Source organism: Enterococcus hirae ATCC 9790, assembly GCF_000271405.2.
GTDB classification, from domain to species: Bacteria; Bacillota; Bacilli; order Lactobacillales; family Enterococcaceae; genus Enterococcus_B; species Enterococcus_B hirae.
Genome location: NC_018081.1, coordinates 1,217,797 through 1,242,527, shown reverse-complemented (window position 1 = coordinate 1,242,527; position 24,731 = coordinate 1,217,797). Strand labels below are relative to the sequence as shown.

The window sequence follows — 24,731 nt, the reverse complement described above, 5'->3', positions numbered from 1 at the left end:
ACCGCCTTTTTATACCATCAACATATACATGCCCACAGCCACGACAGCTCCGACCATTGGCGCTACTACTGGTATCCATGAATAGCCCCAGTCTGAGTTTCCTTTGTTTGCAATTGGTAGAATCGCATGGGTCAGACGTGGACCTAGGTCACGAGCTGGGTTGATCGCATAGCCAGTTGGTCCTCCTAGGGAAAGACCGATTGCTAAGATCAAACCTCCGACAGCAAAGACATTCGTACCATCGGCAAATGAGTTTTGTCCAAACGCTAATAGTCCTAGTACTAAAACGAAAGTACCGATCAACTCGGTGATAAAGTTCGCTGGATAATTTCGAATGGCAGGACCTGTCGCAAATGTACCTAAAATTGCGCCTTGGTCTTTTGTCACACTCCAATGTGGTAAATACGTCAACCAAACTAAAACAGCACCGACGATCGCACCTAACATTTGCGCAATAATAAACGGAATCACTAGGTTCCAGCCAATTGCACCGGTCATCGCCATCGCTAAAGATACGGCTGGATTCAAATGAGCAGGTCCCATAAATCCGGAAATATAGACAGCCATTGTAACGGCTAGTCCCCAACCGAAAGCAATCACGATCCAACCAGAAGCTTGGGCTTTACTCTTGTTCAAGTTAACCGCAGCACATACCCCATCACCAAGTAAAACTAAAATCATCGTACCAATAAATTCTCCCATGATCTGCGTCATTTCTGCACTCATCTATTTTTCCCCCTTCAATTCACGTAGATCCGACTCTGCGATCAATTCTTCTAAATGAGCTTCTTGACGCTTCTTCTCTTCTGCTGACCAAGCGAAGTAAGACGCAATGGCATCAATGATCGGTTGTTTGATTGCATCAAGTTGATCACGTTCAAACAACAAGTGATTCGTGCGGCGAATCAAGTAGTCGCCTGGTGCTAATACCATTTCTTCTTCTAACCCATAACGTAAACGAGCAGATTCAGCTAAACTTAGTCCTTCATACGGTGTCATTTCTTTTGCCAAAGCAAAAATCTTTTTCGCATTGGTTCCATAAAAATCTGCAATGTATTTTGCATCAGCTTCTGCTAAACCAGATTCAACTCCGATTTTTGTCAATTCTTCCACAGTTTCTTCCAGTTTTGTTGGATCAAAATCTCCTCCAGAAACGGGATAATGTTTCGAATCGATTTCTTTTACTGACATCCGGTAGTCATCTTTCAACAACTGGCGGATTAATTTTAGTGCTCCCTCCGCCATCTTACGGTAGTCTGTGATCTTCCCACCTGATAGTGTCACCAAACCATCCGATTCACGTTCTAATGAGCTACCTCGAGAAATCGAAGAAGGGGCTTTTTCATCACGGCTGTTTTCTAAATGATTCAATACATCCTCTACTTCTAACCGAGAAGCCTTGTTTTCTTTATATTCAGTAACCGTATCAACGACTTTGCTAAAGCTTTTATCTGAAATAGAGCCGTTGTCACCACCGTTATAGTCAGAACCAGAATTACCGATCAATAATGGGCGTAACCCTGCCCAACTTGATTCGATGTCTGCGAGGGTGATGTTTGCATCTGGGTAACGATGATTGATGACATCTAATAAATAGTCCACATCTTCTTGCGTTACTTTTGGATCCGTATAGTCCCCTTGATAGTCCGTATCTGTCGTTCCAAAATACGTTTTATTTTCTCGTGGAATGGCAAAAACCATTCGGCCATCTTGTTTGCCCGTGTCAAAATATGTTGGTTGTGGAACAGGCAGTTTTTTAGCATCTACGACTAGATGAACACCTTTGGTTGGTCGCATCTTAGGTGATACCGCACGTTTGAAATTCAAGTTACGGATTTTATCGACCCATGGACCACTTGTGTTGATCACTATTTTTGCGTGGATTTCCACGACTTGATCCGTTAGCAGATCACGTGCTTTGACACCCACGATTTGATCTCCTTCATATAAAAAGCCAATCGCTTTCATTTTACTTACTAGGTAAGCGCCATCTTCTGCTGCTTTTTTGATGTTATCGATCACTAAACGTGAATCATTGTTCCGAAAATCTAGATAAACACCAGCGCCCTTTAACCCTTCTTTTTTCAAAAATGGTTCTCGTTCTAACACTTCTTCTGGTGTCAGCGTATAGTTTTCATATTTTGTTCCAGTCACATTTGCCAATTTATCGTAGAGATCCATTGCCACTTTGACTGAAAACATATTAAACGTCGTTGCCCCCTCATCTTCATAGATCGGTAGTAACATTGGATCAGGTTTTGGAATGTGTGGCGCAATACCTTGGACCACCGCTCGTTCGCCTACAGTATCTGCTACAACTTCGACGTCAAAAGTTTTAAGATAACGAATCCCTCCGTGTACTAATTTTGTGGAGCGTGAAGAAGTACCTTCTGCAAAGTCTTGCATCTCGATTAGCCCCGTTTTAATTCCTGATGCAGCGGCTTGAAGCGCCACACCAGCCCCTGTGATACCGCCACCAATAATCAGCAGATCCAACTTTTCGTGTTGCATTTTTTCAATACTTTCTTGTCTTGTTCCTCTTGAAAACATGACATTCCCTCCCTTTACTCAAATGCTTGTGTTGCTACTACCGCTTTTTTCCAACCGCCATATAATTTTTCTCTACGCTCTTCAGGCATCTCTACTTCAAACATCTTGCCCGCTTCATAAAATTCTCTGATTTCATCTGTATCTTTCCAAAAACCAACCGCTAAACCAGCTAGAAATGCCGCACCTAATGCCGTAGTTTCCAGATTTTCTGCTCGTTGGATCGGAATATTTAAAATATCTGTCTGAAATTGCATCAAATATTCATTATTCGCTGCTCCACCATCGACCTTCAAGACTGGTATTTTGATCCCTGTGTCTTCTTGCATCGTATCAATGATATCTCTTACTTGGTATGCAATCGATTGTAAGGTTGCTTTGATAATGTCTTCTTTGGTCGTCCCACGTGTCAACCCAAACATCGAACCTCTCGCAGCTTGATCCCAATAAGGTGCCCCTAACCCAACAAATGCTGGCACGACATAGACTTCATCCTCACTTGTGGAACGTTTTGCTGCCTCTTCGGAATCACTTGCTTTTTGTAACATTTGCAACCCATCTCGCAACCATTGGATGGAAGAACCTGCTACGAAAATGCTCCCTTCCAGTGCATAGTAAACCTTGCCATTGATTCCATAACCAATCGTCGTTAATAGATTGTTCTTGGATAGTTGTGGTTCTTCCCCAGTATTCATGACGATAAATGATCCTGTACCATACGTATTTTTGACCATTCCAGGTTCAAAAGCCATTTGTCCAAACAAAGCAGCTTGCTGGTCACCAGCCATCCCAGAAATCGGCACTTCACTTCCATAGAAATGATACCCTTGTGTATAACCATAAATTTCTGAATTAGAAGTCGGTTTTGGCAGCATTGCTCGAGGAATGTTCAAGAGATCAAGGATTTCCTGATCCCAATCAAGATCGTGAATATTAAACAACATCGTCCGACTTGCATTGGAATAATCCGTCACATGTGCTTGACCGTCTGTTAATTTCCATACCAGCCATGAATCGATCGTACCAAAAAGCAATTCGCCTTTTTCAGCACGTTCTTGCGCTCCCTCTACATGGTCAAGAATCCAACGTATTTTTGTAGCAGAAAAATAGGCATCAATCACTAAACCTGTTTTTTTATGGAAAAAGTCTTGGTAGCCTTCCTTTTTTAAATTATCAGCAATTGATGCGGATTGACGAGATTGCCAGACCACAGCATGATAAATCGGACGTCCAGTATCTTTTTCCCAGATCACCGTCGTTTCACGTTGGTTAGTGATCCCGATGCCTGCGATTTGATTCAGTTTGATCCCAGATTCAATAAATGCTCCTGCAATGACCGACTGTACGGAGTTCCAGATTTCATTCGCATCATGTTCCACCCAGCTCTCTTTAGGAAAATATTGCGTGAATTCTTTTTGCGAACTACCGATATGTCTACCTTTTTTGTCATAAATAATTGCTCGTGAACTTGTCGTTCCTTGGTCAATCGCCATGATGTATGTTGATTCTGTCATTCTGATCTCCTCCATTATCTGCAAACGCTTTCTAAATTTATCTTTATCTTACACCGATTCATTTTTTAGAAACTGCCAAAAAAACATTTATTTTCTGTTTTTTTGACAGTTTTTAATTTTTTGCTTTTTTTTCTTCTTCGATTTTTTGCTTTAACCTTGCGATATCATAGCTTGAAGCAAACTCTGATAAATAATAATAATTTTGATGAGGATCTTCTTGATTAAATGTAATCACTAAATCATACTTTTTTCCTGGTCGTCGATTTTCAATCTCAATTCCACTGATTCCTTTTAGTTCTCTTAACAAAAATTGTTGAAATGCCACTCGATAAATCGGTAATGTTTCAATATCGATTCCGATAGTGACCGATTTCGCAATATAAAAATCGATCATCATAAGAATATTGGCATACTGAATCATGAGATAACTTAAAGCAGCTTCTTCACCTTGTTTAGCAGGTAGTTGTGTCAGCGTTGTTTCTTTCAATCGTTCGAGTAATTGACTAAGGGAGCGGCCTAACATCTTTTTCTGTTGTTGCAGGAGATGCTCTGGCTCATAGATCATCATGACTCCTCGAAAAAAATAAAACTCATTATCGATTTGAGCTAATTGATAACCGACTGCTTTTTCTTCCTTGATCTTCAACTTTCGTGGACGATAGTGCCACAACATCGTTTCTCTAATGTACGTATCTAATACAGCTGTTGGTAATTTTTTGCTTCGGGTTAAATCATATTGATAAAAATGTTCTTCTGATAACACAGCAAACGAGACAAAAAAACTGTAAAACATTAAAGGCTCATAGCCACTGATCTCAGCAGCTGTCCGACTTAAATAAAGTGAAATGACCGGATCAAGTGCTTGATACAAACGATCCTTTTGGTAAAGTATTTTCTTTTCTTTCAATGTAGCAAACGTCGTTTTTTCACTCAATAGCCGTTTACGAGTGATCCCCAGCCAGCAGGCGATTTTACTAGCTGACTCTTGAGAGAATGTCGTTTCTAAGGCTCGCTCCAATCCTAAAATAAGTGGCGCTTTATCAGGCGTCTGTTGTAAGAAAAGGGGACGTTGTGATTCAGAGATAAATTGGAATAACACATAGTAGAAATAACGAACTTGCAATTCCTCACCATAGAGTTGGCCATTTTTGATTTGTAGAGAAAATTCTTGCAGTAACTGATTCAATTCTTTGATCTTACGAAAGACAGAAGATTCACTGATATTAAACGCTGTCGCTAGACGAACGATCGATGCTTGGTGATGTTCTAATAAATAAACAAGCAGATTGAATTTCAAGCTTTGTTGAACTAAGAATAGAATGATTTTTTCTAAGCTGACATCTTCAGCCAACTCTAATGTGACTTGAAATTCATTTCTTTTGATTGCTACTTTCTTCCCCATCATCCTACCGATCATTGGGATTTCTGCTATATATTGATCAAATGATGTTTTAGAAAGATTGACTTGTTCCCTTAATTGATTCGTGCCTACAGTTCCACCATGCAACACCATGTCCCTAAGAATCAGCACTTGCAACTGCTCTTTTTTCTCTAGTAATTGTTCAATCTTCATCGAGCGTATCAACCACCTTTATCAATTGAAGCGGCAACCGATATTCTGGCTGGAAGAATAACTCCCGTTCGAATAATTTCTCTAACGTCCAGCCTTCCTCAATAGCGAGAGTGAATCGATCCAATAAATCGAATATCTCCTCTCGACTTCGCAACTGCGCACCAAGTAATTGTCCCTTTTCATTGCACATCACTTTGATTTTCGCCGTTTCACTATTGGTCGCAGCTAAGCGGGCAAGCAAATATGTTTTACGGACAGTCTGCGGATAAAAAATACTTTCTTCTTCCGTTAGCCCGACACTTCCTAGAAAATAGCCAAACCAATGATTTCCAATTGCTCGGTAGGTTCCCGGATCTTTCGTACGTTTGCCACTAATCGTTTGACTGACCACTTGTGCCGTACGTAGTGCATTATTGACCAAAGAGACATACATTTTTTCTTGAGTCGGTTGGAACGTCACTTGGATCGCATCACCGATTGCATAAATATCCTTCGCTGACGTTTGCAAATACTCATCGACCCAAATCGTACCATCTTCATTTAGCTTCAACTGATCTTGCCAGAGATGATGGTCTGGACGCGTGTGATTCGCTAGCAGAACTAAATCATAGCTTTCTGTTTTTTGATCCGTCACTACGGCCACTTGCTCGTTTTCTTCGAGCGTTTGTACTTGTTCATTCAAAAACAATTGGATATGCCGTTGCAATAACTCATGTGTTAACGGTTCAACCATTTCGGGATCGAAATAACGGAACAACAATGTTGGTCGACTTTCATAGAGATGGATTTCTTTTTGCTGATGATATAACCCTTCTGCTAATTCAAGTCCTACTTGTCCCGCACCAATCACAGCAATTTTTTGTGCTTTCGCAAGACTTTGTTCCAAAGATTCTTTTAAGTGGATATCTTTAACAGAGCGGATCTGCGTACTTTTGTTTCCATTTTTGAATTGCTGACTCGAACCCGTTGCAATCACCAATGTATCAAAAGTAAGCTGTCGCCCATTTTGGATAAACACAGTCTTCGTGGCTATTTCAAGTGAAACGACTTCCGTGCGTACTTGCACATCAATTGCGTATAGCGCTTGCAATTCTTCCTTAGTCAACCAATAAAGTTGCTCTTTACTTGTGAGTTGCTTTTTTAACAGTAAATTGAGTCCACTCGGTATAAACCCAATCTTGTCTTGTTTTTCCAAAAGTATGATCTCACTGTCAGGACAACTTTTTCGCAAAGAAATTGCTGCATAGATCCCCGCAAAAGAACCACCAATGATCACGATCCTCATCCATTTCCCTCTTTTCCAATAGCCTATTTGAAGAGTATCATGTAACCGTTAATGTTTCAAAAAATGTACTCAAAAACGAAGCAAATCTTCGATCATAAGAACAGCCGTGGTGTTAGATCAAGTAGGCAACTTTTGCAGAATAAAAAAATAAGTTCGATTTTGACAATAAAAATCAAAATCGAACTTATCTTCTTTTTGAGAAAGAACTATCGTCCCAGTCTCATTAATCTATTATTAACGAAGCATCAATTACAATAAACTTTTTGTACTCCACATCATAGATTGTCCATAAATATGCTCCAAGTCCTTCTCGCCCCCCATTATAATATTGGGTAAATTCAGTATTCCAAAGATAGATTTCCAACCTTTTTTTTTCTGGAAAAAGTTGCTGGTTTATTTCAATAAAATCTTCCTTTTTCCCATATAAATTTTGAGGATTATCCATAAACGCATGTTCATATGTTCCTTTTTCTTCAAAAAATTCTTCGACAGATATTTTTTTGCTATTCATTAACTCTGGATTTACTTGGATAGGATAACCTTTGATTTCATCAAATGAACGCAAATTAGTGTAAATAATCTTTTCCTCTCTTGTGTCCTGATACTTCTTTTCATATTCCCTACTAGTAAACTTTCCATCTTTTGTTTTAATCGCCCAAATTCTAAGCGCCCACAGTCTATTTTTGTAATTAAGAAAAGCTAATGCAACTTCTTGATGACTTATTATCTTTTGATAATTCTCTTCATAAAAAAAGCATAATTCATAGCAAAACCTTTTTTTTCTGAAATTCCATGTTTCTTCTTCTAATAATTCCATTTCATCACTCTCCTATACTTCCCCATACTATTTTCCTTTAATTCCATCATAAAACCTTTTTAATTATAAAATTATTTAAAACTACTTTTTCACAAAAAAAGGAAGAACGAACTTCGAAAAAATCATAAGTATTACATTGTCACTGCTTTTCCAGATCTAAAAAGATATAAAGAAGAAACAAATACTTTGCTCTATGAATAATAGTGTAGTATGGAGTAATCGAACTACAATATGTACTTGATTTTGTTGATTTCCCCTTAAAGAAAAGAGAGCCAAGGAAGTTCTACCCTTGACTCTCCTTTTTTAATCATTTTGTATCATCTACGGGATAAACAGTTCAATATCAATGACCGTAAATCGTTTTTGTTTCTTATCATAGATCGACCATAGATACGCTCCATCATCTCTTCTACCTTCATTATAAAAGTTAGTAAAATCAGTATGCCATTGATAAATGACTAACTCACTTCGATCAGGAAACAGAAGTTGATTGACTCGTCGGAAATCTTCGATTGTTCGATGGGTCTGGAGATAACTACAAAAAGCAATTTGGTATTCCCCACCCTTGGCAAAAAAAGTGGTAGAACTGATTTCATCAGCTTTCATCATTTCGGGATTGACCCGTATGGGAAAGCCGTCATAAGTATCAAATGAGGTTTCTTCCATATAAGTAAGCGTTACTTCTTCAGTTCGCTCGTAGAGTTGTGGAAATCTGATCAATAATGCTTCACGCTCTTTTCTAAGCTCTTTTATCATTTGGTAACGCTCTTGTTTGCGTTCTTCATGATCAATTTGTAGCTTTTTGAGATCTACTTTTCGTCCGACGGCTTGAAGATATTTGATCTCTCCTTGTATATCTCCTTTTATTTGGGCATCTACCTCAGCTTCTATTCTTGCTTCGACTTCTGGGGTTAGTGTGACCTCAACTTTTGGCACTTCGGAAAATTTTTGAGTTAATCCAGGCACAAATTTTGGTGTCCAAATGCACCATACCCGATTAAAATACGTGAGAAAGGCCAGTACTGCTTCTTGATGACTCGTAATCCCTTGGTTATTGTCTTCTTTAAAAAAAGCACAATGGACGGGTTCAATTAAATGATCGTTATACTTATAATAGAACGTTTCTTTTTCTAGCAATTCCATTTCATCATTCCTTTCTTCCTTAGTTACTTTCTATGTATCCGCTTTTATTTTACCATGTTTTTTTACCTCTCATACTCCATAAAAAAATCAATTTTTAGACTTACGTTGTACATTCTTTTTATTTTTTTATAGAAATAGAGGGCAAAATCTGAAGCGACTCCAAACAGTTAGACTAAAAAATCTAAATTTTGGAGGACGTTTCAGATTCCACCCTCTACTTTATAAAGTTTTCTTCTATTGTTAAATTGGATTGTTTTTTGGCAGACTTACTATAATGCTGTAATAAGAAGGCCTACGTCGGAACTGTTTATTTTCGTTTTTTGCTTAACTTTTTCCCTTAACAACTTACTTCTTCAAAGATTCAACGACTTTGATTCCTAATTGATGGGCAGATTGAGGATTCTGTCCGGTCAACAACTGTCCATCTGCATGTACGACCGCTGTAAAAGCTGGTCCTGCTTGATAGTTTGCTCCTTTTTCTTTCAAGGCATCTTCTGTTAGAAAAGGTACTTTGTCCGTTGTTCCATTCGCTGTTTCTTCTTCGTTACTAAAACCAGTGACCGTTTTCCCCGCTAAAATCGGTTGACCAGAAACGTCAACTACAGGAAGTAACCCGACTACACCATGACAAACAGCTGAAACGATTCCGTCATTTTGGTAGATCGATGAAGCAATTTTTCCTAGATCCGTTGCTTCAGGAAAGTCCCACATGGTTCCGTGTCCACCGGTATAATAAATCGCACGATACTCGTTTGGGTCGACTTCAGCTGGACTCAAGGTGCTTCCTAACGCTCGGTTACGGAAATCTTCGTCCTGATAATAGTTCCAATCGATTTCATCCATCGCTTCCAGACTCTTCGGCTCCAAAGGAACATACCCACCTTTAGGACTGACAAAATCAGCTGAGATATTATTTTTGACTAAAGCATCATAAAAATGAGTCAGTTCACTCAGCCACAGCCCTGTTGGACGGTCGGTTCCTTTATATCTTTCCACATTCGTTAAGACGATCAATACTTTCATTGTTCTCTCTTCTTTCTTTACTAATAAATCTTCACTTATCTATTAGTATTTGATTGATAACGGATCTGTAAAAAATTATACAATGGATTAGGTAAATAGAGTTCTTGATATGCTTTTGCAAATGGTTTGGTCACAAGTTCTGTATCGCGATTTTCCATTAATTTGACCGCCCATTCGGGGTCAACTAATAGTTGCTGACCGACTGCAACAAGTTCTGCATCAGATAAAACGGCTTCAACATCTTGGCGATTACGGACATTCCCTACACCCACTAATGGTATTTTTCCTTGCACTGTTTCATGGAGATAGTGAAGCATCGATTGCTCATTGTATTTCTCAGAACGAGCAACACGATCATACGTACTTAATGAAACATGAAGGTAATCCAATTTTGTTTCACGTAATTTTTCCATTAACCATATGGTATCTTCAAAACGGATACCAGGCGTTTCAAATTCTTCTGGTGAAAAGCGATAACCTACGATAAAAGGCTTTGTTGCGTATGTTTCGACAGCTTGAAACACACTTTTCACTACTTCATCAATAAAGCGATAGCGATTTTCTAAGCTTCCGCCCCATTGATCTTCACGACGATTAGAATGTGGCGAAAAGAATTGTTGGATCAAATACGTATTAGCACCGTGTAATTCTACACCATCAAATCCAGCTTCGATCGCTCTTCTAGTTGCTTCACCAAAAGCCTTGATTGTTTCTAAGATTTCGTCTTCTGACAAGGCACGTGGTGTTTCCGCATTAGGTCGTTCTGCAGGGATTGCGCTAGCCGAAACAGTTTGTTCGCCTGATAACGTTGCTCGACTCGTCATACGTCCGCCATGGAAGATTTGTACGATCGCTTTTGCCCCATTTTCTTTGATTGCCTTTGCCAAGTCACTGAGCCTAGGTATCATTTCATCATGCGCTATGCTAAGTTCACCGGGCCAGCCTTTTCCTATATCTTGCACATTCGCAGCCCCTGTAATAACAGCGCCTAGTCCCTTCGAACGTTCTTGGTAATACGTGATCTCATCTTCCGTAATCACACCATTATAAAAACTTAACTGGGTGGTCATAGGTGCCATCATCAAACGGTTAGGTAATGTCACACCAGAAGGAAAAGTGATTGTTTCGTTAAAATTTGCCATGGTGATTCCTCCATTCAGTTCTCTTCGTTTATTAAAACACATAATTAGTTGCGCATACAACTAACGAGATTAAAAAAATTTATTTTTTTTGTAGTTTTTCAGTGGCTGAATTGATTGCTTTAGATAAACATTCACTTTCTACAGATCCTAGAATCTCTTGATATGCATGATGTAGTTCTTCCCAACTACTATCGATTTCTTTTACAAATTCCCGTCCTTGATCCGTCAGATAAACTAATGACAAGCGTCCATCACTGACTGTTTTGATATAGCCTTTGTATTCCAATTTTTCGACAAAACGAGCAATCGTTGAAGGTGCAGAACAAAGTAATTGGGCGATATCCTTTTGTGGTAACCCATCTTTTTCTTTTAAAATCAATAAAATAAACCCATATGTCGGTGTCAAACCCGTTTTCTTAAATGCTTCATCTGCCATTTTATTCAACAGGCGATCTAATTTTTTCACACTAAAAAACAGACAATCATTTAACGCTTGTTCAATCGGTTTTCCCATGTTTTCTCCCCCTAATATCCGCGTAACATATCATAGTATGATTTTTGTTATTTGTCAAAAAAGGCTGTAGTAACAAGGGAAAACAAGAGCATGTAAAATTCCTAGAAAGAATAATATAACCTGTTTTAGGGGATATAAAAACGCAGAAACAAGATTCAAGCACCTTCAAACAATGGGCTGCACCAAAAATTTGAAATAAGATAAGTAGAGAACAGATACGGCAAAAAATTGTCTTGGTATTTTTTATCATTTTTGAAGTCTTCTTACTTTCTTGATGTTTCATACTGTTATCTTTTCACATGCTCTCCTTGTTGAAGAGAGGTCTTATTCCATTCATAAAAGAATGATTCAAAAAAATTGTCACTAGGTACCGCCGAATAAGAAAAAAATGCGACTGATTGGTTTATACTTTTTTCAGATAAACTACTTTGGCACCTAATAATGAGACACCGATATGCAAAGTTTCAGCAACTGCAGGTACGCTTTCACCAAAAGGCAATACGCTGACACGATTGATGATGACCCCTATGATAAATACAAGGACGGTCAGCCAAGTTCCCTTTTTTACCCATTGCTGGTCACTTTGTCTTTGATAGATTTTTACAGTTTGGGCACGTAACACGCCAAAGATGAACCCCAGCAAAACAGACAAAACAATAAGGATAAGGGTATGGTTAGTCTTAATGATTTCTTGCCAGTTGCTTATGATTAAATAAAGTCCAACTAATACAATGATGATTTCACTTTTCATCGTGTCTTTGATTGCTCTTTCTTTAAGTAATCTCTGTAAAATAAAGAGAATCAATACTAACACAATGAGATAATTTTGTAGATGTTCCACGTTTTATTCTTCTTTCTTTCCTGAAATTCCTGAATGCCGTGTATTGATTATTTGGATTCGTTTATTTAACAATCGGGCTCGTAAAAAGTTCCTGATGATCAAACAAAGCCACACAATGAAATAGATACTCACAAAGGTTAGCGTGTATCTCTCAAGATGAACAGACACTCTTCCATTTAACAGCACCAACAAGAAATAACTAAAGGCATACGTACTAATAAAATGCAGCAGTATAATCTGAAGATAATTAAGCTTCTCAATTCGCTCGATCAGCGATACTACGCCAATAAAAGCCGAGAGAAAGAAGACAAAAAGAATCTCATTTCTCGTGATCTCATGGGTTTGTGAAACTAATTTGAACAGCAAGAAAGCAAAGCTTCCAATACCAATACTTCTCATCATACGTTGTATCAATTTCATCGGGCTCTCCTTTTCATCTTACCAGCTATCAGGTACATTTATTCTACAAGGTTTCCTTCTTGAAGCTAGTTTGATTGTCATTTCTTGCATTTTTCTTGTCACTTGTTGCGAAAAGTCTGATCGATTTTTTCTTTTAATGCTTTGGAAAAATAACGGCTAACGAGTAACTCTTCTGTATTTTGTAATGTGACATAGAGATTTCCATTTAAAAGCGACGAATTGATTTCTTTAACCATATAGATATTTAAAATAGTCGTTTTCGATATTTGGATAAATGGTTCTGGGAGTTCTTTCATTAACTGAGCTAGTGTCAATCTTCGCTCATACACTTCATTTTCCGTATAAAAGAAACATTTGCGATCAAGGTATTCGATATAAAAAATCGAGAATAAATCTAAATAGACATCTCTTTCTTTTTTATAGTCTCTCACTAAAATAGTTTCCACTTTGTATTTCTCTAAAATATCAGCAATCGAAGTTAAAAATGGTACCTTTTCATGAACTTGAAAAAGTACCATCTCCTCTTGTTTTTTTGGAATCAAATCAAACAATACTTTCATCATGGTCCTCACACTTGTCTAAATTTCTTTTATCATACTCTTTTTTGAGGTGTTCGGACAAGTCATTTATTTGCTCGTCTTCAAAACAAAAGCTTCATAAGGACGTAAATTCAGTTTGCCTGTTGGTATCTGTTTTTGTGGATAGTTTGAAATGACTAGTGTCATCGCTTGATCAGCCAATGTGTATGGCTGATTTTTTTCAGACATATTGCAAACGACTAACCATTGTTCATTATTCAACGTCCGATAATAGGCAAATACGTCATCGGGCGTATCTGTTACCAACTGATAATCTCCCCAGACGATGAGTTCATTGTTTTTCCGTAACTCGATCAATTGCTTATACGTATAAAAAATAGAATCTTTCTTTGCTAAGGCTGTTTTCACATTGATCGTTTGGTAGTTTGGATTGACGTGTAGCCAAGGAGTTCCTGTGGTAAATCCAGCATGTTCACTATTATCCCATTGCATCGGTGTACGCGCATTGTCACGCCCTTTTGCATTGATCGAACACAAGATTTCTTCCGGAGTAAATCCTAAAGTTAACCGTTCATGATACATGTTGATCGTTTCAATATCTTGCGCTTCAGAAATATCCTTGATCGGGTAGTTTGTCATCCCGATTTCTTCTCCTTGATAAATATAAGGTGTCCCTTTCATCATATGAAGCAAAATCGCAAACATTTTACCACTTTCTTCTCGATAATCTTGATCATTCCCCCAACGTGAGATGATCCTTGGCAAATCATGGTTATTCCAAAATAGACTGTTCCATCCTTCATTCCCTAAAGAAGTTTGCCATTTTGATAATACCTGTTTCAACTCAGGAATACTTAATGGTTTTAAATCCCATTTGTCTTTTCCTGCCTGTTGATCCAAACCGACATGTTCAAATTGAAAGATCATCGATAGTTCATTTCTCTTGGGATCAGAATAAAGCTTGGCAATGTCCGTGGTTGCTCCCCAAGTTTCGCCCACTGTCATCAGATCTTTGTTTCCAAAAGTAGCTTGATTCATCTCTTGTAAATAGTCATGAAGTTTGGGACCATTACTTGTTATTTCTTGATCAGGTAACTTCCCAATCGTATCGATCACGTCCATTCGGAAACCACCGATTCCCTTGTCGATCCAAAAGTTCATCATCTGATAGATCTCTTGACGTAAATGGGGATTTTCCCAGTTTAAATCTGGTTGCTTTTTACTATAAAGATGTAAATAATACTGACTAGTTGTTTCATCAAACTGCCAAGCGGAGCCACTGAATATCGACCGTAATTGATTAGGCTCATTTCCATTGATTGGGTCACGCCAAATGTAATAATCCCGATACGGATTTTCTTTACTTTGACGAGCTTCGATAAACCAAGCATGTTCATCTGACGTGTGGTTGACGACGAGATCCATAATGATTTTTATTTCACGTTTCTTTGCTTCTGCAATCAGTTCCTCCATATCAGCCATCGTGCCAAATTCGGCCATGATTGCTTGATAATCACTGATATCGTAACCATTATCGTCGTTAGGAGATTCATATACGGGAGATAACCATATCGTATCGATCCCTAAATAATGCAGATAATCCAATCGAGTGATCACTCCTTGTAAATCCCCGACTCCATCCCCATTCGTATCTTGAAAACTATGAGGATATACTTGATAGACAACTGATTGATGCCACCATTTTTTCTCCATACTTTCCTCCATTGGTTAAAGATTATTGATCCCTCGAAAAAATTGTAACGCTTTCAAAAACGAGAGTAAATAGCCATTATTCTCCTTATTTCTTTCACCACGCCTAAACCTTGATGCTATCGTCTTTTACTTTCAGTTGTTACCGATAACAATTTTTTCCAAAAAAGAACCCTGGCATTTGTTTTCTCGCTAACAATAGCGAGATCTCCATTTGCCAAGGTTTTTTTACTTGTCACACATCATAAAAATTAATCAACTAAATCAAGTTAACTAATGTTCAGTATCCACATGAAGCCAATAAAGACAAAGAATAACAGATACATGATCGGTGATACTTCTTTTCCGCGTTTTGCTGCGATCATAGTAATTGGATAGAAGATAAATCCTAATGCGATCCCATCAGAAATACTGTAAGTTAACGGCATACCGATCAAGATCAAGAAAGCTGGAATGGCGATCTCTAACTTGCCCCATTCGATTTGACGCAACGATTGTGCCATCAATACACCGACAATGATCAGTGCTGGTGCTGTTACTTGTGAAGTCACTACTGATAGCAAAGGTGAAAAGAATAAACCGAATAGGAATAAGATCCCGGTCGTTACTGCAGTAATCCCAGAACGGCCACCAACAGCGATTCCGGCAGAAGATTCAACGAAAGCCCCAACTGGTGAAGTTCCTAATAAAGAACCTGCAAGCATGGCTGTTGAATCAGAAGCCAACGCTTTCCCAACACGAGGCATTTTGTTATCTTTCATAAAACCAGCTTGATTAGCTAAACCGACTAACGTTCCTGCTGTATCAAAGAATGTAACTAATAAAAAGGTTAATACGACTACCCACATTTGTAGTGAGTTGATGTCTCCGATATGTTTCAATGCAACTAAGAATGTTGGCTTTAAACTTGGTGCAGCTGAAACTAATTGAGAAGGCATAGGAATAAGTCCAGTCACTAATCCAAGAATTGTGCTAGCTACCATCCCAATAAAAATACCTCCTGGAACACGTCTTATCAATAAGATTGCTGTCACAACTAACCCAAAAATCGTCAACCATGTTGAACCTACGCTTAGTGATCCTAACCCCACTAATGTGGATTCATTTGAAACGATGACTCCTCCTTCATTCAAGCCAAGGAAAGCAATAAATAAGCCAATCCCACCTGAGATCGCATATTTTAAATCAGCTGGAATTGCATCAATGATCATTTCACGTAATTTGAAAATCGTGATTAAAATAAAAATCAAAGAAGCAACGAACACGCCTGCTAAAGCTGTTTCCCAAGGAATCCCCATTCCCAAACAAACGGAATAAGCAAAAAAGGCATTAATCCCTAATGCTGGCGCAGTACCAATCGGGTAACGTGCTAAGACCCCCATTAAAATACAGCCGATCGCACTTGCTAATGCTGTAGCCGTAAACACCGCACCTTCGTCCATTCCTGATGCGCCTAAAACTGTTGGATTGACAAATAAGATATATGCCATTGAGATAAATGTTGTAAAGCCTGCAAGTATTTCTCTTCTGACGGTGGTACCTAATTTTTCAATCTCGAAGTAGGAAAGTAGTTTTTCCTTCATCTTTCATCCCCCTAAAACCGAACATTTATAAAAAAGTCCCTCAAAATTTTGAATTATTTAAAAACAACGTGTTTAATCATATACTAAATCAGAACATAAGTAAACAAAAAAGTCGGATTTCAAGCAAAATCCGAACTTTAAGTTTTTTTGATCGTTATGAACTGATTTAACAGTTTTTTTAATAGAAAAGGAGCATTTCAAACAAAATAGCGTACCAAATCGGTTTGCTTTAGCTATTTTTTAGCTGCTCTTTTCCGATGCGTTTTTGTTCTTCAGCAATGAATCCCTTGATGTCACTTTCTGCCGAAAAATATTTACTAATTTCACTAGAATTAGTCAACGAATTCAAGCCGCCATATCCTGTATCTACCATTTTCCCCCAACCTTTTGTTGGCTTTTTCCCTGTCTTCAAGTTTTTCATACGGATTTTTTCACTTTTTTCTTCTCGTCGTCTCTGTGAATATTCTTCCATTTTTGCGATTAGATTCATGACAGTCTCTCCTTTCCTTCAAAAATTTGTTATTCATTTATTTAAATTCCTTGTCCTGTGCATCTCATTTTCAAACACCAGTACCTCTTCTGATTTCAAACATTACAACTTACCGATCACAAAATAGTTTCCTTCTGGATCAGAAAAGTTGAACGTCTCTACGCCATTGTTCTCCATGATTTCACCAGCATTCTCTATTTTTTGATAGATCTCCTCAAATTGATCCGTAAAGAAAATGATCGAAGGAGTCGTACCTAACACTTCTGGCGAAAATCGTTGGACAAAAACTTTTGGAAAAATCCCTAATTCAAATTCTGGTGAAAGTTGCACGATCGTACTTTGAAATTCTTCTGGTAACTCAATCGTTTCACTAACTGTTGCGCCTAGAGTTTCGACAAAAAATTGACTAAGCACTTCAACATTTTCTGCATAAAGCATGACTCTGGTTTTACCGATCATCTCTGATCCTCCTTTGATGGTGTTGATCCTTTTCATTAAGTATATCATGAAAGCGGATAATCAAAGAATTCTCGGTTTAAGAATCGAAAAATCCGACAAGATTTGACAGACTGTGACGATTCTTTGTAAGTTTGTCTTGTTTTGATAAGATTTGATGGCACAACAGTGAAACGAAACCATTCAAAACTACACTCGTTAGAGAAAACAAGATCACATAGAAAAATCCCTCGTTTTTCTATGTGATCTTATTGGTTGAGCTACTTTTTCTTCCTACGTTTCGCTCCTACTTCAAATGTTCATTTCTGGATGTTCCTTCGTTAGCGTAAATGTTTTCCCTTCTACGCCAAATGTTTGTTCCACGCGTTTTTTCAATTCTGTCATTGCTTTTGCGCCACGTGATGCTTGCTCTTTTGTGACTGATTCAATAACCAAAATGGCTTTAGTCGTGTCTTCCGTCAACATTGTCCGTTGCGCTTCTCGCCAGTTGAAACTGCGACAGATTGCTCCTTCGTTATCGTAATAAATGATTTCTTCTGGTAAAGCTGGTGCATCAGCTTCTGCTCCTAGAGGTAAGAAACTTTCACCACCATGAGCTTTTCCTAGATGAAGATCCCCTTTGATTTTTTCTTGATCTTCTCCTCCACATGGCACACCAAATGTTAGAGAAATACTGTTATAGATATCGACTAATGGGTTGATAGGGAAAAATTCACGTTCTTGGCTAGCTCTTTTTAATAACGCTTCAATCGATGAACGGGCTCCTTTTTTGGTTTTAAAACGTGAAAAAGCTTGACGCCATTGGGCAATGACTTCATTTTGACTGAATGTTTCTTCTGTCAAATATCCTCTTGCTTCTTTCGCTGCATCATTCAATAGTTGATGGAATTGTTCTTCTTTGGCTTTATCTACATGATTATCGATACCTTCGACTACCAAAACTTCAATTGTTGCTTCTGGAAAGACTTCCCAAAAATTTTGTTCTGCGATGATTTTTTCCATGTTTCTACTCCTTTTATTTCTGTAAATTTTTGACATATAGATAATCTGTCTGAGCATCATCTCCCATATAAAAAATATGTTGGCTATGATGTTGGAATCCATGTTTTCTATAAAAAGCTAAGGCAGGATAGTTATGTTCCCATACCCCTAACCAAATCGCCTCTTTTTGTTTTTCTTGCGCTTTTTGCACAGCAAATTCGATCAATCTAGATCCAATCCCTTTAGATTTAAATGGCGATCGGACATAAATACGTTCGATCTCTAAAAATCCTTCTCCCATTGCTTCTGTTTGTGCTTGCCCTATATTTAATTTTAGATAGCCAGCAATCCGGTCATCTAGTACTGCCCAATAAAATTCTGACTGTTCCTCTTGTAGTTCTCGCCTCAATTTATCGAGCGCATAAGCTTCATCCAAATAGGTCGTCATCAATTCTTCACTGTTGTGTTCACCAAAGGTAGCTTGATAGGTCTCGATACTAATTGCCTGTAATTTTTCTACTTCCGTTTCTTTGATCCCTACGATTTCGATTGTTTTCACCGCTCCAGTCCTTTCAATAAATTCTTTTGTTTCCTTTTTTTATATAATGCCAATCTTCACTCACATTTTTCCGAACTTTTTGCAAAAGTGTGTGTAATTGCAAAACTTCTTGCTGGGATAACCCTTTGACAGCTACTTGATTGGAATAATGATGCTCTCGAAGGATAAACGGATAGACTTTTTTTCCACGATCCGTTGGGTAAAGTTTTTTTATCTTTTTATTTTTTTATCTGGCATGCTTTTTATCAGGTCTTTTGCTATCAATTTTTTCACCGCACGTGCCGTTGTTGTTCGGTCAACGTTGATCATCTCAGCTAACTTTTCTTGAATAATGCCAGGATGTTCACAGATTCGTACTAAATACAGATATTGTCCTCTTGTCAAATCAACTTCTTGAAACTCAATGTTACTAATCGAGTCCAAGGCACGGGCAATTGCTCCAATCTCTCGAATGATTTCGTCCATTTTAGCCCTCCCTTACCTAGCTTTAGTATGATTTTACTCTTTTTTATTGCATTTGCAACAAAAAATCACTAAAAATAAAAAACTACCTTCCCTGATCAATCACAATAAGGCAAGGTAGCTTTTTCTAAAATCAATAGTTGCTCTTTGGTCGTACGTTTCAGCGAGAGTTTTGGTAAATCATTTAAGTGGAAGAATTTCATATTAGAAGTTTCATGGTTTGCCACAAACGTACCTGACAAGATAGCGCAAGAAAAAACAATTTTATAATACTGAAAGGCTTGAGGGATGTCTGTGCGCAGATTCGTATCAAATATCGCTAATAATTGACCTACTTCTACCTCTAATCCAGTTTCTTCTTTGACTTCTTTACGTATATTTTCTTTAGGAGACAAACCAACTTCTGCAAATCCTCCTGGTAATGACCATTCTTGTGTTTTTGTATCTTCGATCAATAGAATCTTCTCGTCTTGTTTGATCCATGCACGTACGTCAACTTTTGGTGTTGGATATCCTTCATGAGCTTCTATTAGGCTTGTCCATTCTTCCTTTGTTTCCAATCCCACTTCACTCAGCAGCTTCAACGAGATTTCTTGCAGCTCTTCATATCGTTCTTTGTCAAACACGTCTTTCCCATAAAGCAATCCAGCTTGAGCAATCGCTAGTAAGCGGCGATAATCGTTTAGTCTGTTTTCCATTCTACTCACTCCTCTCACATGACTATCTTTTTACTTATTTTAGTATAAGTCAAATTTTTTAGCTAACTTCTACTTTAAATAAACGAAGGCTGATTGAAGTAAAAAAATCCAAAAAACTCATCCTTTATTTGATATTGTGCCTTTTTTCATTATACTAATGGTAAGCGCTATCTAAAATAATCAGGTTTCATTATGAAGATGCGGCGAAACGAGTGTCTTCCTCACTTGTCATACTTAACAAAGAAAGGTTGATCCGATGTATTCTTTAATGAAAAAAATCATTACTGAAAAAGATATCAAACGCCAAGTCTCTTTAGTGGAACTATTACTGAATCACTCGCAAATAACTGTGAACGAATTGGCCGAAGTTGTCAATACCACAGAGCGTACGATTTTTTCTGATCTTCAAACAATCAAAACCCAATTACCTAAAGGCTGGCTAATCAATAGTGACCAATCAGGGATTCAACTAAAAAACGAACAGAATCTCCTGACAAATGAACTGTGGGAAATTTTTCTGACACAGTCGATCAGTGTCCAATTATTGAAAGAATTATTAACGATTAAAGAAGTCGCTACCCCCACCTTTTTAGCACGTAACGGCTTGTCTTACGAAACATTGAATCGTCATGTCAAAAAATTGAATCAACAATTAGTCGTCTATGAATTACAGATCGAACAAAACCGCCACCGTTTGTCGTTTTCAGGTGAAGAAGAAACCATTCGGCTATTTTATCATCGGTTACTTATGCCGTTTACCCATAACAACTATTTTTTCGAGGATTACTCGATCCATGAATCACACTACTTCCGATTTCTCAAACGTTTACGACAAGCTGAGTTAGCTGTTGATACCGAAGAGGTATTCGGGATTTGTTGGTTTTTTATCAACACGATTCGGATCAAAGCTGGTTGTCGAATCCCGACTTCATTGTTTTCTACCCAGGATCAATTATTTTTACTCTATGCTCCTGAATTAGAAAAACTGTACCGAACTGAAGGGGTCTATCTTAAAGATAAAGAAGCAGCGTTTGCTTTTTCCTGTTTTCTTGACAGTTGGAACTATAACAACTCTTACCCGCCTATGATCTTGGATATTTTACACCGTCACCCTGCAGAAACAAACATTCGTGAATTTGTAAATCGTCTATCAGAAAGCTTAGCTATCAAAGAGTTAGAACAAACAAACTTACCGGAAAATTTGATTTTACTACTCCTGAAATACTATGAATCACCGTTATTGATCGAACAAACAACCAAACAATATCACTATTATTTAAAAGAATATGAACAAGAATACCCAGAGTTATATCCTCATAAATTCGCTTTGTTGCAACAAGTTAAAGAATCGACGAGCATGGTCAAAAAGGTCACCAATGAGACTTATTTCTTTTATTTACTTTCTTTATTGATCCAACAGACACTTTTAGCCGTGCAGCCGTATCAAGCAACGATTTATTTTATTTTTCAAGGGGAACCTTCATGGAAAGCTTTTTTGCAACAAGAATTAAATGCTTATTTAGGCAAACGAGTGATCTTGGAACCCATTGAATTGAGTCAATTGTCAGATATCACTATCAAGAAAAATGATTTATTAGTTTCAAATATTCCGATCGATACACCGCCAATGCCTGTCATTTATCTTTCAACGATCCCGACAAAAAATGAATTGGATCGTTTAAGTGACTTATCGTTGCGATCGTATTTGTAACTCACACTTAGTTTTTTTATGCTCTGTCTTAACATCGATCAATGATCAAGTAACTAACAAAAGCTTATAAATGTCTATTTGGTAATGGCCAAAGAGTACGTTTATAAGCTTTTATTTCCTGTTTGTGGTGGTACTTTTTACGTGGGTAACTCAGCATTTCTTTTTTTGGCGATCATCTTACTGATCCGCTTTTCGATCTCAACGATTACAAAAAGTATTAGAATATTTAGTAAGATCGGTAGTTGCTCTGTCAGGGAAAGACTTGTTGTCCCAATTAGCTGTTGTGCGATCGGTAAGTAAATCACTCCTGCTTGCAAGAGGACCAACATCCCGAGTGACAAGAACAACGCTTTGTTTTCAAATAAACTACGATTCAATGAAGGATCAAGTAACTCGCGGCAATTGATCATATACACAGCTTGAGCAGCTACGATATTTTGTAAGAGCATGGTTTGTTGGAGCGCTTGTCCTTCAAAGCTCATTGCTAGTAAATAAGCAGGAATCATGATCAGCAATGACACATAAAAGATTCGGAACACACTGTAGCGGGTGAGAATCCCTTGCTTTGGATCTCTCGGTGAGCGACTCATCGTGTCCTTACCAGCTTTTTCAAATCCTAAAGCATAGGATAACGTGATCGTAGTAACCATGTTCACCCATAAAATTTGGACAGGTGTCAGTGGTAACGGCTGGTTAACGAGTAGTGCCCAAATAATGACCAGTCCTTGGGCTAAAGCTGTTGGTAAGAAAAAATTGATTGTTTTTTGAAGATTGTCGAGAATCCTCCGCCCTTCTTTGACCGCTTTAGCGATCGTATGGAAATTATCATCACCCAGTACCCTGTCCGCTGCCTGCTTGCTCACTTCACTCCCTTTGATTCCCATAGCGATTCCTACATCAGCACGCTTCAAAGCTGGCGCATCATTCACACCGTCACCCGTCATTCCAACGATTTCTTCATTTTTTTGAAGAGCATCCACGATCCGTAACTTGTGTTCCGGTGTCGTTCGGGCAAATACATCTACTGATTTCACTTGTTTCGCTAGTTCTTCATCGGATAAACGATCAATGTCAATTCCTTCTAACACGTTTTTTGTGTGTTTGAGACCGATTTGTTCAGCAATTGCCTGCGCAGTGTCTTTATGGTCTCCTGTGATCATTTTCACCGAGATCCCTGCATTTTGACATTCTTTGACTGCTCGGATCGCACTCTCTTTTGGTGGATCGATAATTCCTGCAATCCCTACAAAGGTCAGTTCATTCAATTGATCATGTCCCAATTCTTGATCAGGAGCAAGTGTCTTATAAGCAAAGCCTAAGACTCGTTGTCCTTTTTGGGCGAGTTTCATCGCTTCCTCTTGCCATTTTCCGACTTGTTTCGGTGTCAAGTTCGCTTTTGCTAGTAATACTTCTGGTGCCCCTTTGACATAAACAATCGCATGTTCCTGTTTGTCATGCATTGTTGCCATGTATTTATAGCTTGAACTAAATGGGATTTTTCCTTTGACTGGCTCCAAAGGTAGTGATGCTTTTGCCGTGTAACGTAGTAAAGCAAGTTCGGTCGGGTTTCCTGTTAATTCGGTCACGTTTTGATTTGCTTTGGTTTGGATCTCTTGGCAGTTTTTCATGATTGCCAACATGGTTTCTTCTTGATCCGTCACTGTTTCGACAACACTCATTTCGTTTTTTGTCAGGGTTCCTGTTTTATCCGAACAAATCACGGTCATAGAGCCAAGAGTTTCCACAGAAGGCAAGCCTTTAATGATCGCTTGCTCTTTAGCCATTTCGTTCACACCTAAAGAAAGGATCATCGTGAGTACTGCTGGTAAACCTTCCGGGATCATCGAAACGATCAAAGCAATAATCGTTGAAAATAAGAAGTTCATTTCCAAGCCATATCTAAATGTCGTGAAAAAGAGTAAGAACAAGCTAAGGAAAAGAATCCCACGAAAGATCTGCTTGTTTAGTTGGTTGATCTTTTTAACGAGTGGTGTAGTTTGTTGTTGGACTGATTGTAGTGCCTGATTGATTTTCCCGATTTCAGTGGTATCTCCCGTTTCGATGACCACACCAATCGCAGTCCCTGTTTGAACTAAGGTACCAGAAAATGCCAGATTCTTCTGATCTCCGGTTGAGACAGTTGTCGTCAATCGTTCGCTAGTCTTTTCAACTGCTTCCGACTCCCCCGTCAATGCGGCTTCTTCTACCATGAAGTCATGGACCTCAATCAAGCGAACGTCTGCAGGTATAACATCGCCTGCTTTCAACGCTAACAAATCACCTGGTACTAATTCCTTAGCTGGAACCAATTCTTTGATCCCTTCTGTGAAAATCACCGCGTTCTGTCCTAAAAGTTTTTCTAAGCCGTTTAACGCTTCCTCAGCCTTTCGCTCTTGCCAATAACCAACAAAACTATTGACGAGAACGACTGCCAGAATAATACTGCCTTCAATCACTTCTCCTGTAAAAAATTTTAACAAAGAAGCAACCAATAAGATAATCATCAATAATTCTGTCAAATGCTTCAAAAACTTTCGTAATGGACTAACTTTCTTTTTTACTTCTATATGATTATAGCCGTTTTCTTTTAAACGACTGATACGCTCATCTTGGTTTAGCCCATCTGGAGTCGTTTTGAGTGTCTTCATCACTTCTTGGGCTGTTTCTTTATACCAGACCATCGCAATCCCTCCTCTTTCGGTTGTGATACTTTTATTATAGGT

The 24,731-nt window shown here is 38.3% G+C and carries 22 protein-coding genes and 1 pseudogene; 1 reads left to right on the top strand and 22 read right to left on the bottom strand.

Translation table 11 applies throughout. The annotated features are described in order from the left end of the window. Positions 1-9: 9 nt before the first annotated feature. From EHR_RS05975 to EHR_RS05875, 21 genes and pseudogenes are all read right to left on the bottom strand, one after another. On the bottom strand, positions 10-726 hold the full coding sequence (locus tag EHR_RS05975) for an MIP/aquaporin family protein (protein WP_010720960.1): 717 nt from the start codon (positions 724-726) through the stop codon (positions 10-12). Then, the gene (glpO, locus tag EHR_RS05970) at positions 727-2,550 is read right to left on the bottom strand and encodes a type 1 glycerol-3-phosphate oxidase (protein WP_010737029.1); all 1,824 of its coding nucleotides are present in this window, start codon (positions 2,548-2,550) and stop codon (positions 727-729) included. It lies immediately after the preceding gene. A 14-nt stretch (positions 2,551-2,564) separates the two neighbouring features. Then, on the bottom strand, positions 2,565-4,061 hold the full coding sequence (gene glpK, locus EHR_RS05965; RefSeq protein ID WP_010737028.1) for a glycerol kinase GlpK: 1,497 nt from the start codon (positions 4,059-4,061) through the stop codon (positions 2,565-2,567). 112 nt (positions 4,062-4,173) lie between these two features. Then, the gene (locus EHR_RS05960) at positions 4,174-5,634 is read right to left on the bottom strand and encodes a helix-turn-helix domain-containing protein (RefSeq protein WP_010737027.1); all 1,461 of its coding nucleotides are present in this window, start codon (positions 5,632-5,634) and stop codon (positions 4,174-4,176) included. Continuing rightward, positions 5,624-6,919, bottom strand: a complete 1,296-nt coding sequence (locus EHR_RS05955) for an FAD-dependent oxidoreductase (RefSeq protein ID WP_010737026.1) — start codon at positions 6,917-6,919, stop codon at positions 5,624-5,626. The genes EHR_RS05960 and EHR_RS05955 overlap by 11 nt, the downstream gene beginning before the upstream one ends. Before the next feature lie 223 nt (positions 6,920-7,142). Further along, positions 7,143-7,736 (bottom strand): hypothetical protein, encoded by a 594-nt coding sequence (locus EHR_RS05950; RefSeq protein WP_010737025.1) that lies wholly within the window; start codon positions 7,734-7,736, stop codon positions 7,143-7,145. 321 nt (positions 7,737-8,057) lie between these two features. Continuing rightward, positions 8,058-8,879 carry a hypothetical protein gene (locus EHR_RS05945; RefSeq protein ID WP_010737024.1) on the bottom strand — a complete coding sequence of 274 codons (822 nt, stop codon included), beginning with the start codon at positions 8,877-8,879 and terminating at the stop codon, positions 8,058-8,060. 345 nt (positions 8,880-9,224) lie between these two features. Next, entirely contained in the window at positions 9,225-9,902 is a 678-nt protein-coding gene (locus EHR_RS05940) for a type 1 glutamine amidotransferase domain-containing protein (RefSeq protein ID WP_010737023.1), read from the bottom strand. Positions 9,903-9,937: 35 nt separating this feature from the next. Then, positions 9,938-11,044, bottom strand: a complete 1,107-nt coding sequence (locus EHR_RS05935) for an NADH-dependent flavin oxidoreductase (protein WP_010737022.1) — start codon at positions 11,042-11,044, stop codon at positions 9,938-9,940. Positions 11,045-11,123: 79 nt separating this feature from the next. Further along, positions 11,124-11,558: a MarR family winged helix-turn-helix transcriptional regulator gene (locus EHR_RS05930; protein WP_010720971.1), complete on the bottom strand. Its 435-nt coding sequence runs from the start codon at positions 11,556-11,558 to the stop codon at positions 11,124-11,126. Positions 11,559-11,961: 403 nt separating this feature from the next. After that, positions 11,962-12,399: a hypothetical protein gene (locus EHR_RS05925; protein WP_010737021.1), complete on the bottom strand. Its 438-nt coding sequence runs from the start codon at positions 12,397-12,399 to the stop codon at positions 11,962-11,964. A gap of 3 nt (positions 12,400-12,402) precedes the next feature. Then, positions 12,403-12,819 (bottom strand): DUF3021 family protein, encoded by a 417-nt coding sequence (locus tag EHR_RS05920; protein WP_010737020.1) that lies wholly within the window; start codon positions 12,817-12,819, stop codon positions 12,403-12,405. A 98-nt stretch (positions 12,820-12,917) separates the two neighbouring features. Beyond that, positions 12,918-13,382, bottom strand: coding sequence for a LytTR family DNA-binding domain-containing protein (locus EHR_RS05915; protein ID WP_014834434.1), 465 nt, complete (start codon positions 13,380-13,382; stop codon positions 12,918-12,920). A 63-nt stretch (positions 13,383-13,445) separates the two neighbouring features. Next, positions 13,446-15,071 (bottom strand): glycoside hydrolase family 13 protein, encoded by a 1,626-nt coding sequence (locus EHR_RS05910; RefSeq protein ID WP_010737018.1) that lies wholly within the window; start codon positions 15,069-15,071, stop codon positions 13,446-13,448. A 266-nt stretch (positions 15,072-15,337) separates the two neighbouring features. Continuing rightward, on the bottom strand, positions 15,338-16,651 hold the full coding sequence (locus EHR_RS05905; RefSeq protein WP_010737017.1) for an NCS2 family permease: 1,314 nt from the start codon (positions 16,649-16,651) through the stop codon (positions 15,338-15,340). 229 nt (positions 16,652-16,880) lie between these two features. Further along, positions 16,881-17,141, bottom strand: coding sequence for a hypothetical protein (locus EHR_RS05900; RefSeq protein ID WP_010737016.1), 261 nt, complete (start codon positions 17,139-17,141; stop codon positions 16,881-16,883). 102 nt (positions 17,142-17,243) lie between these two features. After that, positions 17,244-17,600, bottom strand: coding sequence for a VOC family protein (locus EHR_RS05895; RefSeq protein WP_010720978.1), 357 nt, complete (start codon positions 17,598-17,600; stop codon positions 17,244-17,246). 288 nt (positions 17,601-17,888) lie between these two features. Further along, a complete protein-coding gene (locus EHR_RS05890; protein ID WP_010737015.1) occupies positions 17,889-18,599 on the bottom strand; it encodes a B3/B4 domain-containing protein in 711 nt (236 codons plus the stop codon). 13 nt (positions 18,600-18,612) lie between these two features. After that, the gene (locus tag EHR_RS05885) at positions 18,613-19,137 is read right to left on the bottom strand and encodes a GNAT family N-acetyltransferase (RefSeq protein WP_010737014.1); all 525 of its coding nucleotides are present in this window, start codon (positions 19,135-19,137) and stop codon (positions 18,613-18,615) included. A 13-nt stretch (positions 19,138-19,150) separates the two neighbouring features. Further along, a pseudogene (locus EHR_RS05880) lies at positions 19,151-19,602 on the bottom strand (MarR family winged helix-turn-helix transcriptional regulator). 95 nt (positions 19,603-19,697) lie between these two features. Next, complete coding sequence (locus EHR_RS05875; RefSeq protein WP_010737012.1) at positions 19,698-20,297, bottom strand: NUDIX hydrolase; 600 nt, start codon at positions 20,295-20,297, stop codon at positions 19,698-19,700. Between the two features lie 256 nt (positions 20,298-20,553). Here EHR_RS05875 and EHR_RS05870 point away from each other — a divergent pair, with 256 nt between their 5' ends. Further along, positions 20,554-22,008: a global transcriptional activator MafR gene (locus EHR_RS05870; RefSeq protein WP_010737011.1), complete on the top strand. Its 1,455-nt coding sequence runs from the start codon at positions 20,554-20,556 to the stop codon at positions 22,006-22,008. A 137-nt stretch (positions 22,009-22,145) separates the two neighbouring features. Here the strand turns inward: EHR_RS05870 and EHR_RS05865 are convergent, their stop codons facing one another. Beyond that, positions 22,146-24,689 (bottom strand): HAD-IC family P-type ATPase, encoded by a 2,544-nt coding sequence (locus tag EHR_RS05865; RefSeq protein WP_010737010.1) that lies wholly within the window; start codon positions 24,687-24,689, stop codon positions 22,146-22,148. Between the last annotated feature and the right edge of the window lie 42 nt (positions 24,690-24,731).